Genomic DNA, 26,049 nt, shown 5'->3' on the forward strand with positions numbered 1-26,049 from the left:
CGCGTGGCCGCGCCGAGCCGGGTGAACTCGTCCGTTTGCAAAGTGACCAGGAGTTGAGATGGCTCGTGCTCGAGTGGCGAGCGAAGCTCGCGGTCGGCATCGCTCGGTATCGCTGCATCGGGTAGCGGTCGGCCTCTGCCTCGCGGCGTTCGGTGCGGCTTGCGACGGCACGCCCGCCGTCGTGCTGGTCGACGCGAGCGTTCCCGTGGACGCAGACTCCACGCTGCCGCCGACCTTCATGTGGCATATCGACCCATCGTCGATCGGCCAATTCGGCTCCGTTCCGGCCGAAGCGGACGCGGGGAGCACGAGCGACGTCTCTCCGCCGGCGTGTCCGTCGCCCGACGAGTCGTCGTTCTGTGCTGACTGCTACCGCTGGGACGACGGCGGCCCGGATTCGCTCGCGCGGAACACGCCCGGCGACGCGTTCGGGTTCGTCTCGACCGGCGACTTCAACGGCGACGGGTACGATGACGTTGCCGTGGGCGCGCCAGGCGATCTGGAGCACGCCCTCCTGCCCGAGGACGACTGGGAGCACGGCGTCGGTATCGGCGAGGGAGCCGTCTACGTCTTCCTCGGAAGCGACCACGGGCTGCTGCCTTGGCGCACCATTCGGCCACCGTTCGGGCTCGCCGCGTTCGGGCGCGGCGCGGCGGCAGGCGACTTCGATGGCGACGGGGTCGCAGATCTGGCTGTCGCGTCGTCGGTGTTCGACGATGTCATCGAGGAGACGGTCGGACGCATCGACGTCTATCGCGGCACTGCGACTGGATTGGAGCCGTTCACCTCGTTCCGCAGCGTCGACGTTCTGAACGACGCTGGTGAGGAGCTGAGAAGCGCCTCGTTCGGCGATGCGATGCTGGCGCGCGATCTGGACACCTTCGACGGCGTCGACGAGCTCGTCGTCGGCACGCCGGACTACATCTTCGGAGGCGCGATCGTGGTCTGGCGTCCGTCGGACGCCACGTTCGGGTTCGTTTCTGCGTATGGCCTGGGTCTGGGCAACGACGAGCGCTTCGGTGCAGCGCTGGGCCTTAGGGAGACAGAGCTCCTCGTCGGCGCGCCGGGAGCAGACACCGTGTACCGGCTCGCTCGCGAAGACCTCTCGATTATCGTCGGGAGCTGGACGGGCTCGACCGGCTTCGGCGCGACCATCGCCACACACGACGAGCACGCCCTCATCGGCAATGAGGTGGATGGCGACGTCGGGGGGGAGAACTTCGCCGCGTCGGGTGGCGTCGTGCGACCCATCGCGATCGTAGAGCCCGACGCCGACGGCTGGTACGTCGCGATCGCCGTCGAGGACATTCCTGGAAACGTGTCCGCCCTTCGGATCTCCCCGGATCCTGGCATCGTGATCGACGCGCAGTCGCTCCCGACACGCGTCGCGGACGACGAGCTCGGCGTCGCCACGGCGATCGGCGACTCCGATGCCGATGGAATCCCGGACCTCTGGCTCGGGGCACCTGCTCGAGGCAGCACCGAGTCCGCGGGACAAGTCATCGGGTACCGCGGCGTGTACCAGCCCCACGATCCCGACTACTACTACTCCGAGGAGGTCAACAATCATGTGCTCTTCGACGACGAGCACGTGGTGTTCGACCAAGAGCTCGCGGCGTGTGACCGGTGCAGGGTCTTCTCGCTCGACGACGGCGAACCGTGCGCCGATGGCGTCTGCGTCGAGCTCGACTGCACGGAGCTGACCGGCTGCGGTGACGGGTGGCCGAATGCTGGTCCTTCGCCGTCGCGGGAGCATTGCGACGACCACAATACGAGCGACGGAGACGCGTGCTCCAGTACGTGTGAGCCGACTGCGTTCGTCATCGCCTCGCGCGAGTCGCGCGTCGATGCGCCCGGCAGCAGTCGAACGATCGCGCTCGACGAGACGGGCGCGGCACTCGTCGTGTGGACTGCCGAGCTAGATGCTGCGACCGAAGTGCGGGCGCGCCGCTACACGCGCTACGGCGTCGAAGTCGACGGTGGCGAGGACGCGACACCGATCCGCATCGCGTCGATGCCCGGACCGGGTTGGGATCCGCAGCCGGTCGCCGTCGGACTTCCCGGTGGCGGCTGGCGCGTCGCGTGGACGCAGCCCACTGGCGCCGAGGCGAGCGCGGTCGCGCTGCGCAACGTCGCCGTCGACGGCAGTCTATCGCCCACGATTCAGCCGAGCGCCGGCAGCGTTCACGCCGCGGATCCCGCTCTTCTGGCGTTCGATGGAGGCGCGGCGGTGCTGTGGACCGACGCGACCGACGCTCGCTCGCCACGCGCGATGTTCCAGGCTCTCGACGGCGCTGGACGCCCCGCGGGCACACCGGTGTCGCTCGATACGCGAGCGAGCGCCGGCGCGGCTGTCGCGATGACCGCTGACGGTGCGCTCGTCGCTTGGGTTCGTGCGCCCGAGGCGCTCGGCGACCGCAGCCACATCGTCGGTATGCGCTTCGGCGATGGCCCGATCGACGCCACGCCTTTCGAGATCGGCACCGGGATCGGCCCGATCACCGTCGCCTCCGACGCCGCGGGATTCGCGGTCGCGTGGACTGGGCACGCGTTCGACGCCGCAGGCGACATCTATGTTCGGCGCGTTCCCGTCGCCGGCCCGCCGACGGTTCACAGCGAGACACGAGTGACGGGCCGCAGCGCGAATGGACGCCCGCACATCGAGCAGAGGCCATCGATCGCATTCCGCTCGGACGGGTGGATCGTCGGTTGGGAAGAGCCGACCGAGGGTCGTGTTCGGCTGCAGGCCGAGGTCGCACTGCCGGCTGAATACGAGATGTATCTCGAGTCGCAGCTCGTAGGCGGCGCTCAGCGGGATCTCTCGTTGACCGGCTCGAGTCGTGGAACGTGGGTCATCTGGAGTGACGCACGAGCCGACTTGTCGCCCACGCCGGCGCGCTCGACGCGCGGCTTCATTCTTCACGCGTACTGAGGGGCGGCGATGAGCGCTCAGAATGATCGGAGAGCCACGTTCGCCGCTCGCGCGCTCGCCGCGTCCATCGCGACGCTCCTCGTCTGGACGCCAGCAGCGCCAGTCGCGCGCGCGGACGATGGCGACGGCGAATCGCCCACGACCGATGGCGACCCCCGGGTCGTCGAAATCAGCGACGAAGCGCGCGCGCAGATCGAGGACGCGGTTCGTGATGGCAACCCCGCCATCGACGCGGAGCACATTCCCAATCTCCCCGAGGTGGCTGATCCAACCGAGGCTCCGGGGGACGGCGAGGCACCGACCGACGACATTGCGCCGCTCGCACTGCCCGGCGGTGAAGCGCGCACGGCGGTGACCCCTCAGGCGATCTCGCTCCCGTCGGCCGAGGGCTCCGTCGAAGGAATGGGCGAGTCATTCGCCCCGATTCTCTCATCTGGCACGGCGACCTTCAGCGTCCCGATTGCGGTCGCGCCAGGGCGGCGTGGAGTGCAGCCATCGCTTGCGCTCTCGTACTCCAGCACGAGCGGCAATGGGCCGGTCGGGTTCGGGTGGGGTCTCGCGGCGCCGTTCATCGCGCGGCAGTCGGATCGTGGATTGCCGCGATATGTCGATGATCGCCAATACCACCCCCAGGAAGACCGCTTCCTCTACAACGGCGGCCAAGAGCTCGTGCCCGTCGATTCCGCCGCGATCGCCGCAGTCGATCAGCGCGCGGCACAGAGCGGAGCCGATGCGTCGCAGGTTCCCGATGACGTGGCCGGATGGCAGCAATATCGCGCACGCGTCGAAGGCGCGTTCATGCGCTTCTTCCGCTCGCCCGACTCGACTCGTTGGGTCGTGCAGAGTCGCGACGGAACCCGCTTCGACTTCGGCCTGCTCGGCTCGGGGGAAGGACCCACGGATGCGGTGAGCGCATCGATCCGCGCGCTCGAGATCGACCCCGAGTCGTCCGAGGCCGATCCCCGAGTGGCGCGCTGGTCGCTCACGAGGATGAGCGACGCGCACGGCTCGACCGTCTATTACGGCTATCGGTACGATCGAGGACAGTCGTATCTCGAGACCATCCACTACCTCGCGCCCCACACGTGCGCAGGAGCGGATGTCGAATCGACGCGGGAGTGTCTCGAGCCGCTCTCGGCCTACGGCGCACGCGTGCGTCTCGTCTACGAGAATCGTGAAGACGTATTCTCGTCGTTCGCCACGGGCTGGAAGATCGAGACCGCGCTGCGGCTTCGGCGTGTCGAGATCACGGCGTCGAGCGGCGTCGGCCGCACCCTCGTCCGCCGATATCACCTCCGTTACGACCCGACTTCGTTCCACTCGCTGCTGTCCGAGGTCCAGGTCGAAGGGCGTCCCGAGCTCGCGAACGCGGAGCTCGGCGTCTCCAAGGGCCGGACGGATATCAACGAGAGCGCGCTCGACGATCGCATCCAGGGGCGCGTCCTTCCCCCCATGCGCTTCGGCTATTCGACGATGCCGGCGAGGGGTGAGCAGATCCCGGGATTCGGAGGCGTCGACGCGACGGCACACCCCGTCGAGCACAGTCCGCCGCACTCCGTCGACGAAGCACGTGCCGATCTCTTCGACGTGAACTCTGACGGTCTGCCCGACCTGATCGTCACGGATCCCGCTCGCTACCGCACGCGCGAGGGCGAGCCGGCGGTCGGCGTGTTCTTCAATGGCTTCACCGGCTCGAGCGCGGCGCCCGCGGGGGCGACGGCGCACTTCTCGGGCGCGATCCCGATGCCGATGGACCCGCGCATGTCCGCGGTGCTCTCGCTGTCGAACCCGAACGTCGTCCCGATGGACATCGACGGCGACGGGCGCAGCGACATGCTGCACATGCCGAGACTGCGCACGTACGGATGGTTCACGCCGACTCGCGGGCAAGACCCTGCAAGCGGCGCAGTGGTTTCGCCAGCGTCGCAGGACTGGCGCTGGACCTACGCGCAGACCGAGCTCCCCGCCGACGACTTCGATCCGCGCGTCGATCTCGGGCGCGACGCGCAGCACCTCGAGATCGTCGACGTCAACAACGACCATCTGATCGACATCGTGCGAACCACCGGCACGGTGATGCAGACCTGGGTGAACCTCGGGTGGTTGCCCGGGGGCGACGGCCGGTTCGGTAGCTACCGATACGTCGACGACCACTGGGAGCTCTCGACGCAGCCCATCGAGTCGTGCCTGCTGCAGTCCGGAACTCCGGTGGATTTCGAGAACGCAGAGACCCGTTTGGCCGACATGAACGGCGACGGGCTGCTCGACATCGTCGAGATCCAGCGTGGCCGTGTTCGCTATTGGCCCGGTCGCGGCGAGGGCAGCTGGGGCGAGGGCCCGCACGAATGCGCGCGCGGCGAGGGCGCGAATCGTTACATCGAGATGGCGACTCCGCCCGCGGAGCTGAACGTAGAGCTCGATGGGGTCTCACTGACCGACGTCAACGCCGATGGCGCGACCGACGTCGTGCAGATCCGGTTCGACGCAGTCGACGTCTGGTTCAATCGTGCAGGACGCGCGTTCACGCAGCGGCTGATCGCGCGCGGAACGCCGCCGACGCCCAGCTTCGTGCCGCGAACGCGTTTCGCGGACATCGACGGTAGCGGCACGACCGACATCGTCTGGGGCACGGCGAACGACTGGCGCTACGTCGACCTCGCCGGCGGCCGTCGGCCGCGCCTGCTGGTGCGCGTGGAGAACGGGCTCGGCGCGCAGACCGACATCGGCTACGGCTCGAGCGCGGAGGACTACGTCACCGACCTGGCGGCGGCGCAACGATGCACCAGCTGCGAGCGGTTCACGTGGGGCCGTGCCGACGGTGGGCACAGCGCCCGGCTCGAGGAGCTCGCCGGAACCGAGACCTGGCATTCGGCAGGCAGCCCGGTGATCTCCACTGTCGTGCGTTCCGTGACGACGAGCGACCGGCTCGAGTTGCTCGGCCGGGAGCCGCACGTCAGCACCACCAACTTCGCCTATCACGACGGATACTACGAAGGGATCGAGCAGGAGTTCCGAGGCTTCGGCGCCGCTGATGCACAAGCAGTCGGTGACTGGAACCACCCGACTTCGTTCACGCGCACCTATTTCCACCAAGGTCGCCGACCCCAATCGATCGCCGACGATCGACTCGCCGACAATCCCTACGAGGCACTCAAAGGACGTGAGTTCCTCACTGAAACGTTCGATGAACGAGGCGTCTATCTCTCGAGCGCACACGCCACGCTGACGAGTCGGAATCTCTACCAGGGCCTCGATGGCCGGTGGATCCAGTACGCGTTCGTGTCGGAGGCGAACGAGCTTCGCTACGACACGGCCGTATGGGCTGCCAGCGCGGAGGAACTGGAGCTGACCGACGTGTCGTTCGAGGCGTGGGGCACCACCTCGTGGTCGCAGACGTCGATCGTTCAGCGGCGGGCGCGCATCCGCGGACAGCACTTCGTTCGCATCAAGACGACCTACGACGAAGTCGATTCGCTCGGGCAAGTGCGCCGGCAGACGGCGCATGGCGCGATCGACGGCGCGATCCCGGTCGACGATGTCATCGTGACCCACACGACGCCCGTGCTGCGGAACCCGGCCGAGTGGATTTGGCGGACGGGCTCCACGTGGATCACGGGGACGTCGGACGGTGTGGCGCAGGGACCTCTGCGCGAGACGATCAACGAGTACAACGACGCCGGTGACGTGGTGCTCTCGCGCCAGGTCGTCGGCCCGCTGCGCGCGTACACGTTCGGCGGTGATGGCTCGACCGAGGGCCCTGCGATCCAGCAGCTGCAGGTGAATCCGAGCTCGACGCCGGGTGTCTCGTTGGACGACGACCTGGTGGGCTCGTCGCTATACGACGCGTGGGGCAACGCGCTCGCGAGCTGCGTCGGAGCGGACATCTCGGAGCTCGACCCGAGCACGATCGCCGCGCGCCCAGCGGGGTGTCTGCGGTACGCGCGCGTCAGCTACGACGCGGACTACGCGCAGCTCGCCGAGACCGAGACGACCCACGTGTCGACGTCGGGTGTGACGACGCTCTCGACGTCGGGCACCTGGGACCGCGGTCTTGGCGCAGTTCTGAGCGCCACCGATCCCAACGGCCTCGTGACGAGCGTGACCTACGACGGCCTCGGCCGGCTGGTCGCCGTCGTCCCGCCGCGTGCCGAGGGATGTAGCGATGACCGGCCGACGACGCGCATCGCCTACGAGCTCACCGGGAACGCCGGCGCCGTCCCGCTCAGCCGGGTGATCACGACGACGGAGCTCGATTGTGACGCGGAGTACGGTGAAGAGGGCGGCTCTCTGGTCGCGATCTCGTACATCGACGGCCTCGGTCGCGCGCGAGCGGGCCTGTCGACGGGCGATGCTCCGGGTGAGTGGACTCGGAGTGGCCTGTCGACGCTCGACGCGAAGGGGACCGTCCGTCGCGCATATCAGCCGGACGTCTACGTAGGCTCGGAGACCTCGCTCGCCGCAGTGCTCGCGCTGCCGCGCACCGTCGCGTCGCCGAGCGGCTTTCCGGCGTTCGCCGAGGACGACATCCCGTACACCGTCACGCGCCACGACGCGTTCGGTCGCACGATCGGCCAGCACGCCGAGGACGGCAGCTACACCTCGCAGAGCTTCCACGCGCTGTCGGTCGACGTCTGCGACGCGCTCGACAACGACTCGAGCTCCGGGTTCTACGGTACGTGCACCACCTCGCGGAGCGATGGTCATGGGCGCGTGACCGATCAGATCCTGCGCACGTACCACGCAGACACCGGCGCTCCCGAGCAACACCGACTCTGGTCGTACTACCGAATCGACGGAGTCGTGACCGATCTCGTGCGCGCGCGGTCGAGCGCCGGAGTCCGTCCTGCGCTCACGGCCGTGCCGAGCCTGGCAGATCCGCACGTTCATCGCGTTTTCCACTACGACACGCTGGGCCGTCGAATCGGCACCGAGGACCCGGACACCGACTCGCGCGAATCGGGCGCCACGGCCGCGACGCGAACGTGGCGATACCTCTTCAATCGCGCAGGTGACCTCGTCGCAGTGCGCGATCCGCGCGGCTGCGGCCAGAACTTCTTCTACGACCTCGGGGGTCGACTGCTCGGAGAGCAGTACGTCAGCTGCAGCGAAGCGGTCTCGAGCCGCGCGGAGTTCGGTCTCTACCAGCTGCCCATCGGCTCGATCTCGATGGTCGAGCAGACCGCGATCCAGCGCGTCGACGTTCGCTACTGGTACGACGAGACGCCGCCCACGTTCATCACGATCCCGAGTCGTGGCGGCGGAATGCTCGGCCGGATGATCGGAATCAACGACCGAGGGCAGCGCTCGTTGTTGGCGTACGATGCGCGCGGCAACGCGGTGTGGACCGCGCGTCAGGTTGCCGTGCTCCCCGATGCTCCGGCGCTCGTCGCGGGCCCGGCGCGAACGGCGCCCGGTGATGACCGGCCGAGCTGGACCGAAGCACCGATCGCCGCCAACCGCGTGGTGACCTACGCGACGCTGCGGACCTACGTGCGGAGCGCGCGTTTCGATCACGCAGGTCGCGGCACTGCGCTGGTGCTCCCGCGCGATCACACGTGGACGGGCACGGGGCTGCCGCCGACGATCGGCGGCACGCTCGGCTTCAATCGGCGCGGCCTGCCGATGCATGCACGCGTGACCATCGGGTGCGATCCGACCACCGACGCGAACGCATGCCAGTCGCACTCCGGCACTCGCGACGTCATCTCCGAAGTGCAGTACGCGCGCGATGGCCTGGTGCTCGGGACGACGTGGGGCGATACGACGACCTCCACCGGAGCGACGCGCGCGCCGAGCGTCTCGACGACGCAGTACGACGTGCGTCGCCGCCCCGTTCGGATGATCACGACGCGCACGCCGACGGGCACCGAGCCGCGCTCGCTCGCAGCGGTGAGCACCGTCGTCGACCAGCAGCTCGTGTGGGACGCGGCCAGCAATCTGACCGAGATCATCGACCATCGTGACCCGACGGAGTGGGAGCCGGGTCATCGGCCCCAGAGCACGTACGTGATGCACGACGCGCTGTACCGCGTGATCGGCGCGTCGTTCAGCTACACCCAGGACAGCGGGACTCGCACGACCGCGGACATCGCGACGGACTGGCGCGACGCGCAGGAGATCATCCGCGGCGACGAGGACGCCGAGAACCTTCGACCGAGCGCCGACCCGATGCACGTCGAGCCCGCGCCGATGCTGCAGCAGCTCGAGCACCTGCCTGGACGCGTGCAGGACCTCTCGTGGCGCTGGGACTGGCTCGGCAACACGACGAGCTGGAACGACGACGCGGAGGTCTTCTACGAGCGCTCGATCGGCGCGATCACGAACGGCGTCGACCAGGGCGGCACGAGCCTGCGCCCGAGCGCGCTCTACGTCTCGAGCGACATCCCGACGCACGCGATGAGCACGACCGAGCAGCAGCGCGCGGGCTGGGTCGAGCTCGAGTACGGTGTCGGCGGCAACGTCACCTCGATGACCGTGCACGGCCAGTGTCGCGACGCCGCCACGCAGACGTGCTCGGATCTGTCGACGACCGACCCGACCGCGCGCGCGAATCACCTGCGCACGCACTGTCGCTGCGAGAGCGAGCAGTACTACCAGTATCGCTGGGACGAGCTGAATCGCCTCGCCGAAGCGCGCCGCTGGGACCGCTTGGCGCCCGCGACGCAGTGGTCGCTGAAGGTGCGTCAGCGTTACCGCTACGACGGCGCGAACGTCCGCGTCATCAAGGCGACGATCGAGCCCACGAGCGAGACCGACGCCGGCCCACCAGGCGCGCTCGACGAGCGCATCGCGCTCTATGTCTTCCCAGGCGACTACGAAGTGCGCGGGCTCCGCCGCGACGCGAGCCAGTACGTCGCGCGCACCGGCCAGTACGACCACGTGGAGACGCAGTACGTCGTCGCCGGCGCCCGGATGGTCTGGAGGCACGCGGCTGACCCCGAACTGCTCGACGACGCGCGCAATCGACGGATGACCGTCGCGCTCACCGACGTCATCCAGACCACCGCTGCGAGACTGGATCTGCTCAGCGGCGACCTCGTCGAGGCGAGTACGTATTACCCGAACGGGGCGCGGCAGACGCTCCTCATCGACGAAGAGGATCCGAGCGCGACCGAGCCCAACGGCTTCACCGGCAAGGAGGCCGACGAGGAAGTCGGGCTGACCTACTTCGGTGAGCGCTATTTGATCGGGCGGGCCGGGCGGTGGACATCCCCCGATCCTCTGCACGTCCACGACGCAGGTGGCGGTGAGAGCCTAAACGCGTACCACTACGTCGCCGGGAACGTGTTCCAAGCTCGAGATCCCTTAGGACTCGACGCTGACGACCTCTGCGTTAGCGTCGGATTCATGTGCAATACCGGCGCGCCGCGGGCTGGCGACCTTACACGAAGCCGGGAGGCCTTCGAAGCCCGCCCGTACGTGCCTCAGGTTGGTGCGTCAGGCGTGACGATCGGCTACGGGTACGATGCCGGAGCGCGAACACCTGCTCAGGTTCGTCAGCAGTTCCAAGCGGCAGGGATCTCGCCCGAGCAAGCGAGCACATTCGCGACCGCGGCTGGCCTCCGGCGAGACACGCCACGAGCGCAGGAGCGGCAAGCTCGAGATCGAGAACGGATGGGTCTGTCTCCGGTGGCGGACGGCAGTCCGCGCACCGCCGACGCCTGGCTTTCCGCACACCCGAACGGCGGGGGCGTTCAGATAACGCGGGAGCAAGCCGAAGCGCTCCTGCAAGCGGAGTTCGCGAGGAAGCACGAGATGGTGCGCCGAGTCATGCTCGAAGGTGACACCGTGACCGACCGTCAGTACGATGCCCTCCCCCTGTCGATCAAGGAACTGCTGACAGATCTCTGCTACGTCGGACAGCCATTCTCGGCGAGAAGCGATGAGCTACGCGAGATGGTGCACGGGTGGTACAACCCCGAAGGCGCCGACGACCTCGCGACGGAGGCCGACATGCTGGACGACATGCGAGGGTTCATCCAGGCTCTCCCAGAAGACTTGCAGGGGCAGGGTGGTCGCACCGAACGGACGGCATTCATCGATGAACGGCTTCGCGAAATTCGCCCTGCTCAGCCCGACTCGGCAGACGCAAGCACCTCAGTGACGACCCAGCCGGCGGAGGCCCAGTGAGTGGGCGCCACGCAAACGCTCGCGAAGGCGCGGCGCACACGCCGAGCTTCCGTCGAGATGTCGTCGTACTGGGACTTCTCGTCGGGGTCGCGGTTGCCGGGTTTCCCGCGTGCGACACGTCGCGCTCACAAGCCCAAGGCATTCCCGCGCGTGGCGAATCGGCGGAAGGTCCTGCGGCCTCGAGAGCGTCCTCATCGGAGGCACGGCGAATCGCCGCCGACGCTTGTGCGACGGAGTGCCCGCCCCGGTCACTCACTGCGCTCGGACGCTCGACGACGAGATTCCCCGTGACCGCTCGCATGCCCGAGATCTGCGAAGCTGTCGCGCGGATCTCGGACGGGACGGCGGATGAGCAGCCGCCGATGTGCGCCGTCGATCGTCTCGCCGATGGTTTCATCACGGTCGAGAGTCAAGAAGGAGACCTCGTCGAGCTCTTCGTCGGTATGGTTCAGCCGGCCGACCGAGTCGTGATCCTCGGTCGGCTCGACCTGTTCGTGCTGAATGCCCAAATGGACCACGTTGTCGAGGGTGTTCGAGTCGAAACTCGCGCGTTGGCCGGACGCGAGGTGATCAAGATCACCGCAACCGCTACCGACATGCCGGCGCGCGAGACGATCGACGAAATTTCCAGGCGGACAGAGCGAACGATGTTCTGCTCGCGGAGTCGTGCTGGCGCTGTCCCTAGCTGCCATTTCGCAATCACCACGAGCAATGCGGTGATCGGGGAGCCTGGTCGAAATGACTTCGAGCTCGTCGATGACGTGAGTGCAAGCGGAGAACTGCGGCTGCGACTCGCTGGGAGTCCCCCCGACTGTGCTTGCTTCAGAGCCGCTCTCTGGTGAGCCGGCGAGGGCTCTCGTGAGTTCGGAGCGCATACTGGCGCCCCGAGCCCGCCGCGGGCAGGCCGCACGCGTCCGCGCAACCCCGAGGTCCGGCACCGCGTCCCGTTCGTTCTGTGAACAGGCCGTTCGGTCACGCCCACGTGCAAGGTGGTCGTTACGCGCTTCTCTTCCGCGCGCCAGGCGCGATCGCTTACGCTTCGCCGAGATGTCCGCCGACGTCGTGGAAGCCCTCGGCAAGATCCAGCTCTTCAACGGCATCCACCCGAAGGGTCTGGAGCGCATCGCGTCGATCTGCTCGGAGGAGACCTATCGCCTCGGCGACGTCGTGTTCCGCGAGGGCGATGTCGGCGACAAGCTCTACCTGATCCTCGACGGCAAGATCCGCATCTCGCGTGAGGTCTCGGGCATGGGCGAGGAAGCGCTCGCGGTGCTCGGCGCGGGCCAGGCGTTCGGCGAGATGTCTCTCATCGACGACTTCCCGCGCAGCGCGGACGCGCGCGTGCACGAGCGCTGTCGGCTGCTCGTGCTCACCAAGGAAGCCCTCGAGGATCTGCTCTTCCTCGACAAGGATCTCGCCTACGAGATCCTCTGGAACTTCGTGCGCATCCTGAGCTCGCGGCTTCGCGAGACCAACGACAAGATGACGTTCTTGTCGGTCACCGGGAAGTTTTGACCCACGAAGGCGCGCACTGCGGCGTGCACGAGGCGCGCGATGCGCGCTTCACCTGCGAGCGCTGCGGCACCTTCGGCTGCATCGAGTGTCGGTTCGGCGGCGAGCCTCCCGAGAACGCGCCGCCGCGTCTCGCGATTTGCGTCGCGTGCGCGAAGGACGGATTCGCCGAGCCGATCCCGTGGGAGCGCCGCAAGGAGCTCGGCATTCGTCTCGCGTTCATCGAGACGACGAAGCTCGCGACGCGAGAGCCGACCCGCTTCTTCCGCACGCCGGCGATCGAGAAGGGCCCGACCGGCGCGCTCTTCTACGGCCTCGGCGCGTACGCGCTCGGACAGATCACGCTGCTGCTCTCGATGGGTCTTCTCATGGCGGCGGGCGGCGCGGTCGCGGGCATCGCGACCGAAGAGCCGATGGTCGCGGGCGTCCTCGGCGCGTACGGCTGCGCGATCGCGGGGTTCAGCCCGTTCTTCGTCGCGCAGGGCATCGCGCAGACGCTGCTCGCGGTGATCATCGCGGCGGGCGCGTCACACGCCACGCTCGTCGTGATGAAGCGCGCGAAGGGCAAGTTCGAGAGCACGCTGCGCGCGGTCGGATACAGCTATGCGCCCTACGTATGGCTCGCGCTGCCGGCATGCGGCGGGCTCATCGCGTACGTGTGGATGCTCGCGATCGAATTCCGCGCGATCCGCGAGACGCATCAGTGTGGCAGTGACGCCGCGGCGCTCGCGGTGTTCGGCTATCGCGTACTCCTCCTGCTGCTCTTCATCGGCCTCTACGTCGCGATCGGCGTGCTGATGTTCCTCTACATGCCGGGCCCGCGCCCCGGCGTCTCGCCGTTCGATCCCGCGACCACCCCGGTCTCCGGCTCATGACGACGCCGCATGGCGAGGGCGCCCACGGTCGGCGCGATGCGCGAAGCGCGAGCCGGTCCGGCGGAACGCGAGAGAACGCGAAGCGAGCTCTCGCGTTCCGCTTTCCTCCCCACAACACCGCGGTCGTCCATCCCTCGCGCGCGGCCGAAGCCTTACCGCCAGGGCGCGGTGCGGGGGCTCGCGCGCAGATTCGCAGCGGCTCAGCAGTCTTCGCGCGCGCAGCGAATGCGAGTCATCACGAGGCGCGAAGCGCTTCGCGATGACGAGATCCGCCTCTCCGTCTCCTCAGGCGCGGCAGGTCATCCCCGCGAGGACTGCCCGAGCACGAGCCCCCGTACCGCGCCCTCACCGAAACCTCTCCCCGCGCGGTTTCGACGTCTCATGACTGCCGCCGTCACCGACTTCGACGTCATCGTCATCGGCGGCGGCGTCAACGGCACCGGCGTCGCGCGCGACTGCGCGCTGCGCGGCATGAAGGTCGCGCTGTTCGAGAAGCACGACTGGGGCTTCGGCGCGTCGGGCAACTCGTCCGGCATGATCCACGGCGGCGCGCGCTACCTGACCGACACGCCCGACGTGACGCGCCAGTCCTGCCAGGACAGCGGCTACATCCAGCGCATCGCGCCGCACCTCGTCTTCCGCATCCCGTTCCTCTTCCCGATCCCCGCGCGCGGTCTCGCATCACGCGTCGCGCTCGCCGCCGTCGACGCGTTCTTCGCGTTCTACGATCGCTACCAGCCGCTCAAGGGCGGCAAGCCCCACAACCTGCTCAGCGATCACGAAGCGCGCGCGCTCGAGCCCGGGCTCGCCGGCGATCTGCGCGGCGCGATCACCTTCGACGAGTGGGGCATCGACGGCGCGCGACTCTGCCTCGCGAACGTGCTCGACGCCGAGGCCCACGGCGCGACGTGCCGCGCCCATCACGAGGTCATCTCCCTCCTCCGCGAGGACGACCGCGTCACCGGCGTGATCGCGCGCGATCGCGAGACCGGCGCGCGCATCACCGCGACCGCGAGGCGCGTCGTGAACTCCACCGGCGCGTGGGCACCGATCACCGCATCGCTCGCGAGCGCGCCTTCCTCCGAGCGCGCGAAGGTGCGCCCCGGCAAGGGAATCCACGTCGTCTTCGATCGCCGCATCGGCAACTACGCGATCGTGTGCAAGGCGATCGACGGCCGTCAGATCTTCTCGATGCCGTGGCAGAACCTCAGCTGGCTCGGCACCACCGACGACGACTACTACGGCGATCTCGATCACGTGCGCGCGGCCACCGACGAGGTCCGCTATCTGGTCGAAGGTGTCGCGCGCGTGGTGCCCAGCGTCGCGAGCGCGCGCGTGATCGGCACCACCGCGGGCGTGCGCCCCACGCTCTACGAGTACGGCCCGAGCGAGGACGATCTCTCGCGTGAGCACGCGATCGTCGATCACACCGAGGACGGCGCGTCCGGCCTCTACTCGATGATCGGCGGCAAGCTCGCGAGCTATCGCATCTTCGCCGAGGAGATGACCGATCGGCTCGCCCGCGATCTCGACGTGCGCGCGCCCGGGCGCACCCACGAGCTCCCGCTTCCCGGCGGCGAAGCGCCCGTCGACGCGCACGCCCTCGCGGAGTCGCTGAAGCTGCCCGAGCCCGCGGCGCGTCGCCTCGCGTACCGACACGGCGCGCGCGTCACCGCGATCGCTGCGCGGCTCACCCGCGATCGCGACGAGCGCGCGGTGGTGTGCCTGTGCGAGCCGGTGATCGAGGCCGAGGTGCGTCACGCGGTGCTCGTCGAAGGTGCGCGCGACGTGTCCGACGTGGCGCGCCGCACGCGTCTCGGTCTCGGCAGCTGCGGCGGCATGCGCTGCGCGCATCGCTGCGCGCAGATCGTCGCGCAGGAGCGCGCGCTGCCGCCGCGCACCGCGCATCGCATGGCCGCCGAGTTCTTGATCGATCGTTACAGAACGCGCGTCGTCGCGCTCGACGGCGCGCAGGTGCGCCAGGAGGAGCTCGCGATCGCGCGTCACGTCGCAGCGGGCATGAGCCCCGAGCTGCTCCTCGAAGAAGTGCGCGCGACGCGCGGCGAGGACGAGACGTGATCGACGTGCTCGTCGTCGGCGCGGGCATCGCGGGGCTGTCCGCGGCGCTCGCGGCGTCGCGCGCCGGCGCGAAGGTGCTCGTGATCGATGGCGGCGCCGGCGCGACCGCGCTGAGCGGCGGCGCGTGGGACGTCGCGACCACGCACGATCCCTTCGCCACACCGCGCATGCTCGACCGCGCGCTCGACGCCCATCGCGACCCTGCGCATCCGTGGTCGCGACTTCCCCGTGCGCTCTCGCGCGAGGCGATCCTTGAGTCACACCAAGCGCTCTCCGACGCGCTCTCGATCTACCCGCCGCTCGGCGCGCACGTCGACGGCGCGCTCGCCGCGACCGAGCTCGGCCTGATGCGCCGCGCCGCGCTCGTGCAGCACGCCGTGCTCGATCTCGCGCCCATCCCGAACGCGCGCATCGCCGTGGCGTGGATGCGCGCGCTGCGCTCGTTCGACGGCCCCTTCCTCGCGGCCTCGCTCAACGAGCAGGCGGTGCGCGCCGGCGACGCGCGTCGCTTCGTCGCGGTCGAGGTCGAGCTCTTCCGACGCGCCGGCGACGTCACGCTGCTCCCTCACGAGATCGCCGCGCTGCTCGATGCCGGCGACGCGCGTCGTCGTCTCGTCACCACGCTCTCGCGCGCGCTCGGGGGCGCGTCGTTCGATGCGGTGCTCGTGCCGCCGCTCCTCGGGCTCGAGGACGATCGCGTCCGCGCGCTCGTCGAGACCGGGATCGAGCTGCCGATCGGCGAGGTCGTCGAGTCGCTCGCCGGCGCGCAGGCGCTGCGTCTCGCGCGGCGCATCACCGTCGCGCTCGAGCGCGCGTCGATCACGCGCCGTGAAGCGCGCGTCGCTCGCGTGACGGGCTCCGAGGTGCATCTCACCGACGGCACGACGCTCCGTGCAGGCGCGGTCGTGCTCGCGACCGGCAAGCACGTCGGTGGGGGTGTCGTGAGCGCCTCGCACGAGCTGCGCGAGCCCCTCGCCGATCTCCCGCTCTACGCGCGCGGCCGCGCGCTCCCGCTGATCTCGAGCGCGCGTGGTCGCGATCCTCGCGCGCTCTATGGCGACGATCCGTTCACGCCGGGCGCGGGGTTCTCGCTCGGCGTCGGATGGGACGCGTCGATGCGCGCGCTCGACGCGCACGGCACGCCGCGGTCACGCGACCTCTTCGTGTGCGGCGCGCTGCTCGATGGCACGCATCCCTCCGACGGTACCGGCATGGGCGTCGCGGCCGCGACCGGCTGGATCGCGGGCACCCGCGCCGCGACGTCGTGACGATTTCCCGCTCGTGAAACGCTCGCGAAACCGAGGGCGAGCATGCTCGTTCTCGTATGCTCCGCCGAATCGCAGATGCACCCGTCGCGCTCGCGCACTACGCCGTAGGCAGCGTCTACGTCCTCGCGCACCTCGTGACGTACGAGCGAACGATCAAGCGCCTGCAGCCCACGAACGCCTGAGTCTGCCGCAGTGCTCGTCGGACGGGAGCGCGCGGACCGTAGGCACGGGCGGGCGAGCCGATCTTTCGAGAGTCGTCGAGCCTCACGCCCACGGTCCCGCGCGCCGCATCCGCACGATGCGCACGCCCGCGCGCCGTGCGCGCTCCGATGCGACCACGACGAGCGCAGCGACGAGCACGGGCATCAGCGCGATCACCATCGCGCCGGAGACGATCGAGATCATGACGCGGCACCTCCTGCCGCGCGCTCTTCAGCAACCGTCGCGCCACGCGAATTCGCGCGCGTTCCACGCCATCGTGTGAAGCCGCGGCACGCGCAGCGAGCGCACCGTGAACGCCGCTACGCGAACAGCGTCGCGACGTCGGCGACCACGACCTCGCGCGACAGCGTCGCGACGTCGAACCCCTCGATCAGCTCGCGCGCCGCGATCGTGCTCGGCGCGCTCATGCCGAGCGAGCGTGCGAGCCATCCGACGATCGACTCCGCGCGCACTCCGCGCGCGCGCAGCTCCGCGATCGCCGTCGAGCCATGACGCTTGCCGAGCCGCTCTCCGTCGGGCCCGACCACCAGCGGCACGTGCATCCACGCTGGCGGCTCGCCCCCGAGCGCGCGGTGCAGCGCGATCTGTCGCGGCGTCGACGAGAGCAGATCGTCGCCTCGCACGACCTCGGTGATCTCCATCGCGCGATCGTCGACCACCACCGCGAGCTGATACGAGAACACTCCGTCGGCGCGTCGCACCACGAAGTCCCCGGCGCCCATCCCGCTGCGCGACGCGCCGCGCACCACGTCGACGAACGTCGGCGCGTCGTCCATCCGAAAGCGCCACGCCGACGCACGCTCGGGGTGCGTCGGCCCTTCACGACAGAGCCCGGGATAGATCGCTTCTTCGCCGTGCGGCGCGCTCGCGATGCTCGCGATCTCCTTGCGCGTGCAGGTGCACGGATAGAGGTGCCCGCCCGCGCGCAGCTGCTCGAACGCGGCTTCGTAGCGCGCGAGCCGCAGCGACTGCACGTACGGCCCGAGCGCGCCGCCGACGTCGGGCCCCTCGTCCCAGTCGAGCCCGAGCCAGCGCAGATCGTCGAGCATCGCCTCCATCGCGCCCGGCACCACGCGCGGCGCGTCGATGTCCTCGACGCGCATCACGTACGCCCCCTGCTGCGATCGCGCGCGTAGCCACGCGACGAGCGCGGTGCGCGCCGTGCCCAGGTGCACACGCCCCGTCGGCGAGGGCGCGAACCGCCCTCGATAGAAGCTCATCTCGTCATCCTCTCGTCGCTGCGTCGCGGACTACGCACCTTCCCGCGACGTCACAATGATTTGACACGAGTCGCCCCATTCCCGTAAGGCTGCGAGCCGTGCGGGCTCGAGAGCTCTTCGCGTTGTTCGTCTCCGTCGCGCTCGCGATCTTCCCGGGCTGCGACACCGGTCGCTTCACTGCGAGCCAGAGCATCGGGCTCATCACGCGCGGTGCCGCGGCGATCCAGGAGCACTGGGATCCCGTGCTCGTCGGCGACGCGATGCCGGGCAGCATCCTGCAGCTCGAGGGGCTGTACGCGACGCTGCCCGAGGACGATCGCGTCGGCCTCGAGCTGCTGCGCGCCTACGTCTCGTACGCGTACGGATGGCTCGAGCCCGAGGCCGAAGAGGCCGAGGCGCGCGGTGATCTCGACGCGCAGGAAGAGACGATGCGACGCGCGCGCCTCATGTACCTGCGCGCGCGCAACATCGGCATGCACCACATCCGCCTGCGCGACGCCGGGTTCGACGCGGCGGTCAGCGGCGATCACGACGCGTTCGTGCGCTACCTCGAGTCGCGCTACCGCACCGCGGAGGACGTCCCGTTCCTGCTGTGGACCGGCTACGCGTGGGGCTCGGCGATCTCGGTCGCGACCGACGATCCCGAGCTCGTGCTCGATCTCCCGAAGGTGCGCGCGATGGTCGAGCGCGCGGTCGAGCTCGACCCGAGCTACTTCGAGCACGGCGGGCTCATGTTCCTCGGCGCGCTCGCGTCGTCGGTGCCCGAGTCGCTGGGCGGCGATCCCGCGCAGGGCCGCATCCTCTTCGAGCGCGCGCTCGCGGGCACCAACCGCTCGTTCTTCCAGATCCAGCTGCAGTTCGCGCGGACCTACGCGGTGACCACCGGCGATCGCGCGCTCTTCATCGCGCTGCTCCGCGAGATCATCGACGGCGGCGATCCGCGCGCCGACGTGCGCCTCGCGAACCGCCTCGCGCGCCGCCGCGCGATCCGCCTCCTGCAGCGCGTCGACGAGCTGTTCTGACACCCTCTGGCCGGTGGGCATCGCGGCGGTCGACGCACCGCGAGCTCCGTCCACGTCCTCGTGCTCGTCACCCGTGCTCGGTCGTTCCGCGCGCGCCGAGCGCGTAGCGTTCTGCGCACCCGATTCGTGCTTGAAGCGTTCTCGGTGCCGATGAATCCTCGGGGCCCGCGGGTCGTCCGACACGCATCCTGCAACCTCTTCCCGGAGACGCATGGACCGACGATCGTTCCTCGCCGCGTTGCCCGCTCTCGCGACGGGTCTGCTCGCTCCGAGCGTGGCAGCTCGCCTCGCATCCGCGCAGGAAGCCCCGGTCACGCTGCGCATCGCGACGCTCGCGCCGCGCGGCTCGGCGTGGCACCGCGTGTTCACCGCGTGGGGCAACACGCTGCGCACGCAGACCAACGGGCGCCTCACGATCAACGTGATGCCCGCGGGCGCCGGCGACGAGCTCGATCTCGTGCGCCGCATGCGCGCGCGAGAGATCGACGGAGCGAGCTTCACCGCGATCGGGATCGGACAGATCGCGCGCCCCGTGCTCGTGCTGCAGGCGCCCGGCGTGTTCGAGACGTACGAGCACCTCGATCGCGCGCGCACGCGCATGGACGCCGAGCTGCGCGGCCTCTTCGAGCAGAACGGCGCGACGCTCATGGGCTGGAGCGACTACGGGCAGGGCCGCATCTTCTCGACGCGCCCGATCCGTCGCCCCGCGGACTTCCGCGAGGCGCGCCCGTGGGTCCTCGAGAACGATCCGGTGTTCCCCGAGCTGCTGCGCGTGATCGGCGCGACCGGCGGCGTGCCGCTGCCCATCGGACAGGTGATGGGCGCGCTCGAGCAGGGCCGCATCGACACCGTCGTCGCGTCGGCGACCGCGGCGAGCGCGCTGCAGTGGCACACGCGCCTCAACCACGTGATGCAGCAGTCGAACGCGGTGCTGCTCGGCGCGACGCTCTTCTCGAAGGAGAAGGTCGAGTCGCTGCCCGCCGATCTCCAGACCGCGCTGCGCGAGACCGGACGCCAAGCGCACGAGACGCTGCAGCGCACGGTGCGTCGCGACGACGATCGCTACTACCAGACGCTCTCGACGCGCCCCGGCATGACCATCGTCGACGCGTCGCAGTACGAAGCGGAGTGGCGACAGGTCGCGCAGCAGACGCGCGAACGCCTCGTCGGTCGCGTCTACACGCGCGAGCTGCTCGACCGCGCGATCGCAGCAGCGCGTTAGCAACCGACGTCATCGTCGTGGTCGTGGTCGTGTGATCGGCTTCGACGACGGCTCCAGTGTCGGTCGGCACCGAACACACACGGAGGCATCTCGTGTACCCTGCGAGTCGTCGATGAACGCGACCGCGCCCAGCGCCTCCAAGCCCGATCCGATGGTCGGTCAGATCGTCGCGGGGAAGTATCGCCTCGACGCGAAGCTCGGCGCCGGCGCGATGGGCACCGTGTACCGCGCGACCGACGCGCGCGGCGCGCTGTGCGCGGTGAAGATCCTCCAGGACGAGATCGCCGACGACGAGACGCGCGAGCGCTTCCGCCGCGAAGCCGAGGCGCTCTTCGAGCTCAAGCACCCGAACATCCTCGAGGTGCGCGACTACGGTGTCTGGGCGCCGCCGGGCGTCGATGCGCAGCGCAGCACGCCGTACCTCGTGATGGAGCTGCTGCAGGGCCGCACGCTCGAGGAGATGGTCGTCGAGCACACGCCCGATCCCCAGACCGGGCTCGAGCTCGGCAAACAAGTGCTCCGCGGCCTCGCGCACGCGCACAAGGCGGGCGTGCTGCATCGCGACCTGAAGACCGAGAACGTCTTCGTCACGTGGGACGGTCAGCACTGGGTCGCGAAGCTGCTCGACTTCGGTCTGGTGAAGTTCACCGACGACAAGAAGTGGGGCCCCGCGAAGAAGCTCACGATGCAGGGCGCGGTGTTCGGAAGCCCCGCGTACATGTCGCCCGAGCAAGCGACGGGCACGCCGGTCGACGCGCGCAGCGACGTCTACTCGTTCGGCATCATGCTGTTCGAGATGCTGACGGGCTCGTGGCCGTTCGAGGTCGAGAGCCAGCACGAGATGCTCAAGGCGCACCTGCTCGAGCCGGTGCCGCCGCTCTCGACGAAGCGCGAGGGGCTCACGGTGCTGCCGGCGCTCGAGCAGATCGTGCAGCGCGCGCTCGCGAAGAAGCCGAGCGACCGCTTCGCGAACGCGCCCGAGATGCTCGCCGCGCTCGAGGCGCTCCCGACGCCCGCGGCGTGGATCAGCGGGCTGACCCACGTCCCGCCTCAGCCGATCGCGCCGCCGCCGGCGATGCACGCGCCCGCGATGGATCACGCGCACGAGGCCGACGCGTCGCCGACCAAGTCGCTGGCGATCCTGGGCATCGCGGCGGGCGTCGGCGTGCTGGTTCTGCTGGTGCTCGTCGCGGCGTTCTTCGCGCTGCGCTGACGAGTGACCCCGCGGCGCATCCACATCCGCGCGATCGCGGAGGTCTGACCGTCCTCCACCGAGGTCAGTGGTCGGATCGATAAATTGTGGCTCGTGACGTCATACGCATGGTCACGGATCGATAAATTGTGGCTCGTGACCTCATACGCATGGTCACGGATCGATAAATTCTGACGTTCGACCACTGGGCGAAGTGGTCGAGCGCGAGAGTTGTGACTCGTGACCTCATACGCATGGTCACCGTCGCCAGAATTCTGACTGGTGACCTCATGCGCTTGGTCACGATCCGAGAGCTCTCGGGAAGCCAGGAATCCGAGGAGAGCGGCATTCGGAATTTCTAAGGAAAGCAGGAAGTTAGGAAGGCAGGAGGGGAGACAGGTGGGTCTCCCCCTCCTGTCCCTCCTGCTCTCCTTAGCGGAACCTCTTCTCTCCGAAGCTCCTGAGAGGCCGTTCAGGCGAGCAGCACACCCGGGTTGAGGATGCCGGCCGGGTCGAGCTCGCGCTTGGTCGCGCGCAGCACGTGCTCGAAGAGGCTCGGGCGCTCCTGCTCGTACCACGGGCGATGGAGCCGACCGACCGCGTGGTGGTGCGTGATCGTCGCGCCGTGGGCCATCAGCGCGTCGCTCGCCGCGCGCTTGATCTCGGTCCACTGCTCGAGCTCGCGGCCGCGCGTCGCCGGCGCGACGAACGTGTAGTACGGCGCCGGGCCATCCGGATAGACGTGGGTGAAGCGGCAGCTCACGAGCGCCTTCGCGCCGCATACGCGCGCGCTCGCGTCGCGCACCGCGCGCACCACCGCTGCGTGCAGCGTCGCGAAGCGATCCCACGTGCACGCCGTCTCGAACGTGTCCGCGATCATCCCGAGGCTCACGAGCGAGCTCTGGAGGTACGGCGCATCGAGGAACGCCTGACGCCATCGCCCCGCCGCGTCGTCGGCGCTGCCCGCGCCCGAGCGGTAGGTCGCGCCCTCCGACTCACCGCCGTGCTCGCGCGCGATCGAGAGCGCGCGCTCCATCCACGCTTCGAGCGGATGATCCGCGCTCTCGAACCCGAGCACGAGCACCGACGCGCCCATCGCGACGCCGTTCATCATCGCTTCGCGCTGATCGAGCAGGCGACAGTTCGACGGGAAGAGCCCCGACTGCGCGATCGCGCGCGTGGCGTCGACCGCGCGCTCGTAGCTCGTGAACTTCACGCTCGCGCTCGCGCGGAAGGTCGGGCGCACCTGCACGCGCACCCACGCGTCGGTGATCACGCCGAAGATGCCTTCGCTCCCGAGCATCAGACGATCGGGGCTCGGCCCCGCGCCCGACGCGGGCAGTCGGCGCGTCTCGATCAGACCGCGCGGCGTCACGACGCGCATCGACTCCACGAGATCGTCGACGTGCGTGTAGACCGTCGCGAAGTGCCCGCCGGCGCGCGTCGCGATCCACCCGCCGAGCGTCGAGTGCTCGAACGACTGCGGATAACAGCGCATCGACATGCCGTGCTGCGCGAGCTGCGCCTCGAGCTGCGGGCCCGTCGCGCCCGCTTGGATGCGCGCGGCGCGCGACGTCGCGTCCACCTCGAGCACGCGCGTCATCGCACCGAGGTCGAGCGACACCACGCCCGCGTACGTCTCGCGCCGCTCGTCCATCTCGACGCCGCCGACCACGCTGGTGCCGCCGCCGAACGGGACCACCGCGACGCGCGCGCTCGACGCCCAGTCGAGGATCGCGTCGACCTCGCGCTCGTCGCGCGGGCGCATCACGAGATCGGGCGCGCTCGCGAAGTCGCCGTAGAAGCCGCGCACCACGTCGCGGTAGGAGCGACCGCGCGTGTGCAGCGCACGATCCTCGTGATCGATCGAGGTGATCGCCGCGAGCGATGGAGGCGCGTCGATGCGCGGTGCCGGCATCGTGATCGCATCGAGCGCGACCGGCTCGGTCACGTCCTTCACGTCGAACGACGTGATCGCGCGCACCTGCTCGCCGATCGCGCGCCGCGCATCGCGATCGGGGAATCGATCCGCCCAGCCCCAGGCCCAGTGAGAGCGTCTTCGCATCGCGCGAAGAGGCTACTCGATCAGCGGTACACGCGAGGCACGCGGGTGTTGATGCCGACCAGGATCTCGTGGGGGATCGTGCCCGCCCACGCCGCGAGATCTTCCACGGTGATCTCGTGATCGCCGTCGCGACCGAGCAGCACGACCTCGTCGCCGTTGTACGCGCTGCCCCAGCCGACGCTGACCATCAGCTGGTCCATGCACACGCGCCCGACCACCGGATGTCGCGCGCCGCGCAGGATCACCTCGGCGCGGTTCGAGAGCGCGCGCGGATAGCCGTCGCCGTAGCCCACCGGGAGCGTCACGACGCGCGTCATCTCCGAGGGCGTCCACGTCGAGCCGTAGCTCACCGAGTGCCCGGGCTTCACGACCTTGAAGTAGACGACGCGCGTGACCCAGCGCAGCGCGCCACGCACCGGCACGAGGTCGGGCACGTGAGGCGAAGGGCGCGCGCCGTAGAAGAGGATCCCGGGCCGCACCATGTCGAAGTGGCTCTCGGGCAGCGCGAGGATCGCGCCCGAGCTCGCAGCATGGCGCAGCGGCGGCGCGATCGAGCGACGCTCGTAGAAGCGCAGCACCTCGTGGAAGCGCTCGAGCTGGAGGCGCGCGTGCGCGAGGTCGCCCTCGTCGGCGTTCGCGAAGTGCGTGAACACGCCCTCGACGTCGACGTGACGGCACGCGAGCGAGGCCTCGAGCAGGCCCTCGGCGCTGTACCAGTGCACGCCGATGCGCTCCATGCCGGTGTCGATCTTCAGGTGCACCTTCGCGCGCACCTTCTTCGACTCGGCGCACGACTCGATCGCGCGCAGCTTGTCGATCGACGACGCGCAGAGCGTGAGGTCGTGCTCGAGGAAGAGCGGGATCTGCTCGCCGACGATCCCGCCGAGCACGAGCACCGGCATGCGCACGCCCTCTTCGCGGAGGCGGATGCCCTCCTCGAGGTACGCGACGCCGATCATCGGCGCGCCGATCGACTCGAGCGTGCGCGCGACCTCGACGAGCCCGTGGCCGTACGCGTTCGCCTTGAGGATCGGCATCACGCGCGAGGCGCCGACGTGGGCCTGGATCGCGCGGTAGTTCGCGACGAGCTGCGCGAGATCCACCTCGAGGTGGGTGGGGCGCAGCTCGCTGCTCGCGATGGTGGGCTCGTGGAGGCGCACGTCGTGGAGGACGGCTCAGGGCGCGGGCGCGCTTCCCGCTGCGGGCTCGGCAGGCGCGTCTTCGGTGGGCGGAGTGCCTTCTGCCGGGGGCGCGGTGCCTTCTGCCGGGGGCGCGGTGCCTTCCGGGGCGCGGTGCCTTCCGTGGGCGCGGTGCCTTCCGGGGCGGTGCGTTCTGCCTGCTGCTCTTCCATGCGGCGCTGGAGCACGTCGCCGCTCTCCACCGTCAGCGGTGCTTCGCCGGTGAGCGCCTTGATCTGCGCCGCGATCGAGCAGTCGTGCGCGCCGCCGCTGCGCATCTGCGGGTGACCGTCGGTGGGCGGCGCGGGCGCGACTCCGTCGAACCGCAGTCGCACCGGCAGGAGGATGCCTCGCGCGTGTACCCGCGCGCGCAGCAGCTGACGCTGCTCGCGGAGGTCCCAGAGGAACACGTCCACCGGCTCGTCGCGGCGGTTGTCGCCCTGCTGCACGACGAGCAGGAAGTACTGCGCACCGAGCAGGCTCGCGACCACCGGCACGTCGACCTCGATGTTGCGCGCGAGCTGCTCGTCCATCACGCGGAGGCGCATGTAGTCGCTCGTCGCGCGCGCCTCGTCGCGCCACTCCGGCGACAGGAACGAGCCCGTCTCGTAGAGCCCGCGCGCCGATGCCGGAGCGATGCCCAGGCAGCGCGTCAGCGCGTCCTGCTCCATCGCCATCGCGGCCTGCGCGATGCCCTCGCGGCTCGACGCCTGCTCCGCGGTGAGGCGCAGATAGACGCCGTCCCCCGAGTGCAGCCCCGAGATGCGCAGACGCGGATCGACCCAGCGCTCGGGCTCGCCCGCCTGCGCCGCTTCCATCGTCCACTGCTCGAGCTGCTGGCGGAACCCGACGTAGCGCTCCGAGAGCGAGCTCAGGTGCTCGTCGTACGTGTCGAGCACCTGCGTGCGCATCGCGTCGGCGCGCTGCCGCTCGCGCACCTGATAGGCGCCCACCGCGAGCGCCGCCATCCCGCCGAAGATCACGATCCACTTCCACGGGATCCGCGGCATGTACGAGGGACGCCCGAGCAGCTCGTCGGGCTCGGGCCGCGCCGGCTTCAGCGCGGGCTCGTTGGGATCCTTCTCGTCGCTCATTCGAGTGCGCCCTCTATAGCCCAGAAAACAGCGCGGGC

General features: G+C 69.5%; 16 protein-coding genes. 11 read left to right on the forward strand and 5 right to left on the reverse strand.

The features are described from left to right. Window positions 1-73: 73 nt before the first annotated feature. From DB32_RS02240 to DB32_RS49870, 8 genes are all read left to right on the forward strand, one after another. The gene (locus DB32_RS02240) at window positions 74-2,932 is read left to right on the forward strand and encodes an integrin alpha (RefSeq protein ID WP_053230765.1); all 2,859 of its coding nucleotides are present in this window, start codon (window positions 74-76) and stop codon (window positions 2,930-2,932) included. 402 nt (window positions 2,933-3,334) lie between these two features. Then, complete coding sequence (locus tag DB32_RS02245) at window positions 3,335-11,062, forward strand: SpvB/TcaC N-terminal domain-containing protein (protein ID WP_275935527.1); 7,728 nt, start codon at window positions 3,335-3,337, stop codon at window positions 11,060-11,062. Between the two features lie 287 nt (window positions 11,063-11,349). After that, window positions 11,350-11,904 (forward strand): hypothetical protein, encoded by a 555-nt coding sequence (locus DB32_RS02250; RefSeq protein WP_157068622.1) that lies wholly within the window; start codon window positions 11,350-11,352, stop codon window positions 11,902-11,904. Window positions 11,905-12,109: 205 nt separating this feature from the next. Then, window positions 12,110-12,577 (forward strand): Crp/Fnr family transcriptional regulator, encoded by a 468-nt coding sequence (locus DB32_RS02255; protein ID WP_053230768.1) that lies wholly within the window; start codon window positions 12,110-12,112, stop codon window positions 12,575-12,577. Next, complete coding sequence (locus DB32_RS02260) at window positions 12,574-13,449, forward strand: B-box zinc finger protein (RefSeq protein WP_053230769.1); 876 nt, start codon at window positions 12,574-12,576, stop codon at window positions 13,447-13,449. Before DB32_RS02255 ends, DB32_RS02260 begins: the two co-directional genes overlap by 4 nt. A gap of 381 nt (window positions 13,450-13,830) precedes the next feature. Then, window positions 13,831-15,528 carry a glycerol-3-phosphate dehydrogenase/oxidase gene (locus DB32_RS02265; RefSeq protein ID WP_053230770.1) on the forward strand — a complete coding sequence of 566 codons (1,698 nt, stop codon included), beginning with the start codon at window positions 13,831-13,833 and terminating at the stop codon, window positions 15,526-15,528. Beyond that, window positions 15,525-16,796, forward strand: coding sequence for an FAD-dependent oxidoreductase (locus DB32_RS02270; RefSeq protein ID WP_053230771.1), 1,272 nt, complete (start codon window positions 15,525-15,527; stop codon window positions 16,794-16,796). The genes DB32_RS02265 and DB32_RS02270 overlap by 4 nt, the downstream gene beginning before the upstream one ends. Before the next feature lie 56 nt (window positions 16,797-16,852). Next, window positions 16,853-16,978, forward strand: a complete 126-nt coding sequence (locus DB32_RS49870; RefSeq protein WP_275935453.1) for a hypothetical protein — start codon at window positions 16,853-16,855, stop codon at window positions 16,976-16,978. A gap of 82 nt (window positions 16,979-17,060) precedes the next feature. On the opposite strand, the gene DB32_RS46285 is transcribed toward DB32_RS49870, so the two are convergent. Both DB32_RS46285 and gluQRS read right to left on the reverse strand, forming a co-directional pair. Beyond that, complete coding sequence (locus DB32_RS46285; protein ID WP_157068625.1) at window positions 17,061-17,201, reverse strand: hypothetical protein; 141 nt, start codon at window positions 17,199-17,201, stop codon at window positions 17,061-17,063. 116 nt (window positions 17,202-17,317) lie between these two features. Further along, complete coding sequence (gluQRS, locus tag DB32_RS02275; RefSeq protein ID WP_053230772.1) at window positions 17,318-18,238, reverse strand: tRNA glutamyl-Q(34) synthetase GluQRS; 921 nt, start codon at window positions 18,236-18,238, stop codon at window positions 17,318-17,320. Window positions 18,239-18,336: 98 nt separating this feature from the next. On the opposite strand from gluQRS, the gene DB32_RS02280 reads away from it, so the two are divergent. The 3 genes from DB32_RS02280 (at window position 18,337) to DB32_RS02290 (ending at window position 21,695) form a co-directional block, all read left to right on the forward strand. Continuing rightward, window positions 18,337-19,260: a TRAP transporter TatT component family protein gene (locus DB32_RS02280; protein WP_157068626.1), complete on the forward strand. Its 924-nt coding sequence runs from the start codon at window positions 18,337-18,339 to the stop codon at window positions 19,258-19,260. 274 nt (window positions 19,261-19,534) lie between these two features. Then, window positions 19,535-20,482 carry a TRAP transporter substrate-binding protein DctP gene (gene dctP / locus DB32_RS02285; protein WP_169791303.1) on the forward strand — a complete coding sequence of 316 codons (948 nt, stop codon included), beginning with the start codon at window positions 19,535-19,537 and terminating at the stop codon, window positions 20,480-20,482. A 112-nt stretch (window positions 20,483-20,594) separates the two neighbouring features. Beyond that, complete coding sequence (locus tag DB32_RS02290; protein ID WP_053230775.1) at window positions 20,595-21,695, forward strand: serine/threonine-protein kinase; 1,101 nt, start codon at window positions 20,595-20,597, stop codon at window positions 21,693-21,695. Between the two features lie 451 nt (window positions 21,696-22,146). On the opposite strand, the gene DB32_RS02295 is transcribed toward DB32_RS02290, so the two are convergent. Genes DB32_RS02295 through DB32_RS47895 form a run of 3 tightly spaced genes read right to left on the reverse strand, consistent with a single transcriptional unit; the run spans window position 22,147 to window position 26,011 of the window. Further along, window positions 22,147-23,739 carry an FAD-binding oxidoreductase gene (locus DB32_RS02295; protein ID WP_053230776.1) on the reverse strand — a complete coding sequence of 531 codons (1,593 nt, stop codon included), beginning with the start codon at window positions 23,737-23,739 and terminating at the stop codon, window positions 22,147-22,149. 20 nt (window positions 23,740-23,759) lie between these two features. Beyond that, complete coding sequence (gene alr, locus DB32_RS02300) at window positions 23,760-24,842, reverse strand: alanine racemase (protein WP_169791304.1); 1,083 nt, start codon at window positions 24,840-24,842, stop codon at window positions 23,760-23,762. Beyond that, entirely contained in the window at window positions 24,776-26,011 is a 1,236-nt protein-coding gene (locus DB32_RS47895) for a hypothetical protein (protein ID WP_053230777.1), read from the reverse strand. Before DB32_RS47895 ends, alr begins: the two co-directional genes overlap by 67 nt. Window positions 26,012-26,049 lie beyond the last annotated feature (38 nt).

The organism is Sandaracinus amylolyticus, assembly GCF_000737325.1.
Classification (GTDB): Bacteria; Myxococcota_A; Polyangia; order Polyangiales; family Sandaracinaceae; genus Sandaracinus; species Sandaracinus amylolyticus.